Source organism: Paraclostridium benzoelyticum (assembly GCF_001006285.1).
In the GTDB taxonomy this organism is placed as follows: domain Bacteria; phylum Bacillota; class Clostridia; order Peptostreptococcales; family Peptostreptococcaceae; genus Paraclostridium; species Paraclostridium benzoelyticum.
Genome location: NZ_LBBT01000298.1, coordinates 1 through 3,044, shown reverse-complemented (window position 1 = coordinate 3,044; position 3,044 = coordinate 1). Strand labels below are relative to the sequence as shown.

Annotated in this window: 3 protein-coding genes; 2 read left to right on the top strand and 1 reads right to left on the bottom strand. The window is 29.4% G+C overall.

Annotation, left to right across the window (positions count from 1 at the left end):
• Positions 1 to 125: 125 nt before the first annotated feature.
• Positions 126 to 1,844 carry a flavocytochrome c gene (locus VN21_RS14945; protein ID WP_052952096.1) on the top strand — a complete coding sequence of 573 codons (1,719 nt, stop codon included), beginning with the start codon at positions 126 to 128 and terminating at the stop codon, positions 1,842 to 1,844.
• Between the two features lie 32 nt (positions 1,845 to 1,876).
• A complete protein-coding gene (locus VN21_RS14940) occupies positions 1,877 to 2,515 on the top strand; it encodes a nitroreductase family protein (RefSeq protein WP_046823969.1) in 639 nt (212 codons plus the stop codon).
• A gap of 36 nt (positions 2,516 to 2,551) precedes the next feature.
• Here the strand turns inward: VN21_RS14940 and VN21_RS14935 are convergent, their stop codons facing one another.
• Entirely contained in the window at positions 2,552 to 3,001 is a 450-nt protein-coding gene (locus tag VN21_RS14935; protein WP_046823968.1) for a MarR family winged helix-turn-helix transcriptional regulator, read from the bottom strand.
• Positions 3,002 to 3,044: the final 43 nt, after the last annotated feature.

Sequence of the window (3,044 nt, the reverse complement as noted above, 5' to 3'; positions counted from 1 at the left end):
CTATGATAATTATACTCTAAAAACTTTTTTAAAAATATTTTTTGAAAAAGTTTGACATAAAACTAAATACGATATAAAATTAGTTTGACATAAAACTAATATCACGCTGTATTTAGGAGGATAAAATGAATTATATAGACGGAATTTATTCAGGCATTGGTAGAGGATATGCAGGAGATATAAAGCTTAACGTTATAATAGCAGACTCTAAAATAAAAGATATAGAGGTTATAGATCATAACGAAACGAAAGTAATATCTGATCCAGCATTTGAACATGTTATAAAAAACATAATAGAAAAAAATACTATATTAGTTCCAAATGTATCAGGGTGTTCTATGACAAGCAGAGGAATAAGAGACGCTGTTAAGGATGCATTAATTAAAGCTGGAGCTAATAAAGAAGAATTAGAGGCTTTAACACTAGATGCAGAACTATTAGAAAAAATAATTAGTGGAAAAACTAGAAGATTAAAAGATATAGAAGAATATGACGTTGTAATTGTAGGCGGAGGTGGAGCAGGACTTAGTGCAGCTATTGAAGCAAGATCAAATGGAGCTCATGTTGTATTATTGGAAAAGATGAATAACTTAGGTGGAAATACGTTGGTATCAATGGGCGGAGTTAATATTCCACAAAATGATGAGCAAAAACAAAAGAATATAATTGACTCAAAAGAGAGTTATCGTGAAGATATATTAGTTGGAGGAGACAACAAATCTAATATAGATCAAGTTGATATATTAGTTGAAAATGCTTTAACAACATATAGATGGCTTAAAGATTTTGTAAATGTAGAATTTAAAGAAGATAAACTTATACATTTCGGTGGGCATAAAGTACCGAGGGCTTCTGTATTTAAAGGAAAATATGCTATAGAACTTATACAAAAATTAAGAGAAAAGGCTCAAGATTTAGGAGTAGATATAATAACTGGTGTTGAGTGTAAAAACTTAATTTGTGAAGGGGATAGAATTACTGGAGTAAATAGTTTATTTAATAATAGAGAAATAGTATTTAAGGCAAGATACGGTGTTGTATTAGCAACAGGTGGATTTAGTGGAAATGTTGAAATGAGAAAAAAATATGACCCTAGTTTAGATGAAAGATACAAAACTACTAACGTTAGTGGAGTAACAGGACAAGGTCATGAGATGTGTGAGGAAGTTGATGCTAAGTTTATAGATATGAACTACATTCAAACATTCCCTATAAGTAATCCTATAACAGGAGAGTTATCTCATGTAGGAGGAGCTAGGTTTGATGGTGCAATACTTGTAAATAAAGAAGGTAATAGATTTGTTGAAGAATTAGAAAGAAGAGATGTTGTATCTGAAGGCATACTTAATCAAACTTCAAATAGAGCATATTTAATATGGTCTAAAGAAGTAGAATCTATAAATGAAGGTGTATCTGCAAATAGTGGTGAAGTTAAGAGGTTAGAAAAAGACAACCTATTTGGGAAATTTGAAACTATAGAAGATGCTTGTGATTTCTTTAGTATAAATTATACTAACCTAAAAGAAACAATAAATAAATACAACTCATATGTAGATAATAAAAAAGATGAAGATTTTAATAGAAGAGGGCAACTAATATCAATTAAAGAAGGCCCATACTATGTACAGATAGTAGCACCAGCAGTCCATCACACAATGGGTGGTGTTAAAATAAATGATAAAAATCAAGTACTAAGAAATGATGAAAGTGTTATAAAAGGGCTATATGCAGCAGGTGAAATAGTTGGAGGGACTCATGGAACTAATAGACTTGGTGGAAATGCTATAACAGAAATATTAGTATTTGGAAAAAGATGTGGAAAAAGTATAGTAAATAATAAGTAATTTAAATTTATAAAAACTAAAGGAGACACAATATGAATGTTTTAGAAGCAATATATGCTCGTAAAAGTGTAAGAAAATATACAGATGAAATAGTACCGAAGGAAGATATACTAAAAATGTTAGAAGCAGCAACACAAGCTCCTTCTCCAAAACACCAACAAAATTGGAACTTTGTAGTACTTACTAATCGTGATTTAATAAATAAAATGGCTGATATAGTAACAGAAAGTCATGAGAAGTTAGGTGAAATTGCAAAAACTGAAAAAGATAGAGATAAGCATATGAGTGTAATAAAATATTATACATGCTTTAGAAATGCTCCAGTAGTTGTAATGGTTTATGGTTCAGAGTATAAAATGATAGAGTATAAAATATTAAAAGAAAATAATGCACCACAAGAAGTTTTAGATATGTTAGTATCTCCACAATCGGCGGCACAAGGAATAGGTGCTGCAGTTGAAAACTTCTTATTAGCGGCAACAGATATGGGATATGCAACTTGCTATATGACAGGGCCAACACATGCTAAGGCTCAGATAGAAGAGTTAATAGGATTTGATAAACCTGGATTTGAGTTAATGTCTATGATATCTTTAGGTGTACCTAAAGAACATACAGCTCCAAAACCACCTCGTAAACCTCTTGAAGAAGTAGTGACATTTATAGATTAAATAAAAAAGAGCCTCAGTGTATAATGAGGCTCTTTTTTATTTATATTTTTCATTTTCAACTTTAAAATTAGAACTAAGTTTTCTAAGAAGTCTTAGAAATTCTTTTTTTTCTTCATCTGTAAAGTCTTTATAAGCCGTTTCTTTAACTTGAGATGATATAAAGTTAAATTTACCTTCAATATCTCTAGCTTTTTCAGTTAAACTTATATAAGTAACTCGTCTATCTGCAGTAGATTGTTCTTTTTTTAGATAACCTAAATTTATAAGTTTATTTACTAATGAAGTTACTGTAGACTTATCTTTACCAATTTTTTTAGTTATTTCCTTCATAGTAAGTTTTTTATTACTTTCATAAAGTGCAGTCAATATATTACCATGTGTAGGTATCAAGTCATTTAAGTTATTTTCTTTTAATTTATTTTCAATAAATTTTATCATATTAGCTTTAGTTCTACTAATGAAATAAACAATGTATTTATCGTTCATTATATCCTCCAATACTAGCGAAGTTAATATATTTATCTATATA

Coding starts and splice junctions, on each gene's coding strand:
- VN21_RS14945 (WP_052952096.1), top strand. CDS start 126: ATGAATTATATAGACGGAATTTATTCAGGCATTGGTAGAGGATATGCA.
- VN21_RS14940 (WP_046823969.1), top strand. CDS start 1,877: ATGAATGTTTTAGAAGCAATATATGCTCGTAAAAGTGTAAGAAAATAT.
- VN21_RS14935 (WP_046823968.1), bottom strand. CDS start 3,001: ATGAACGATAAATACATTGTTTATTTCATTAGTAGAACTAAAGCTAAT.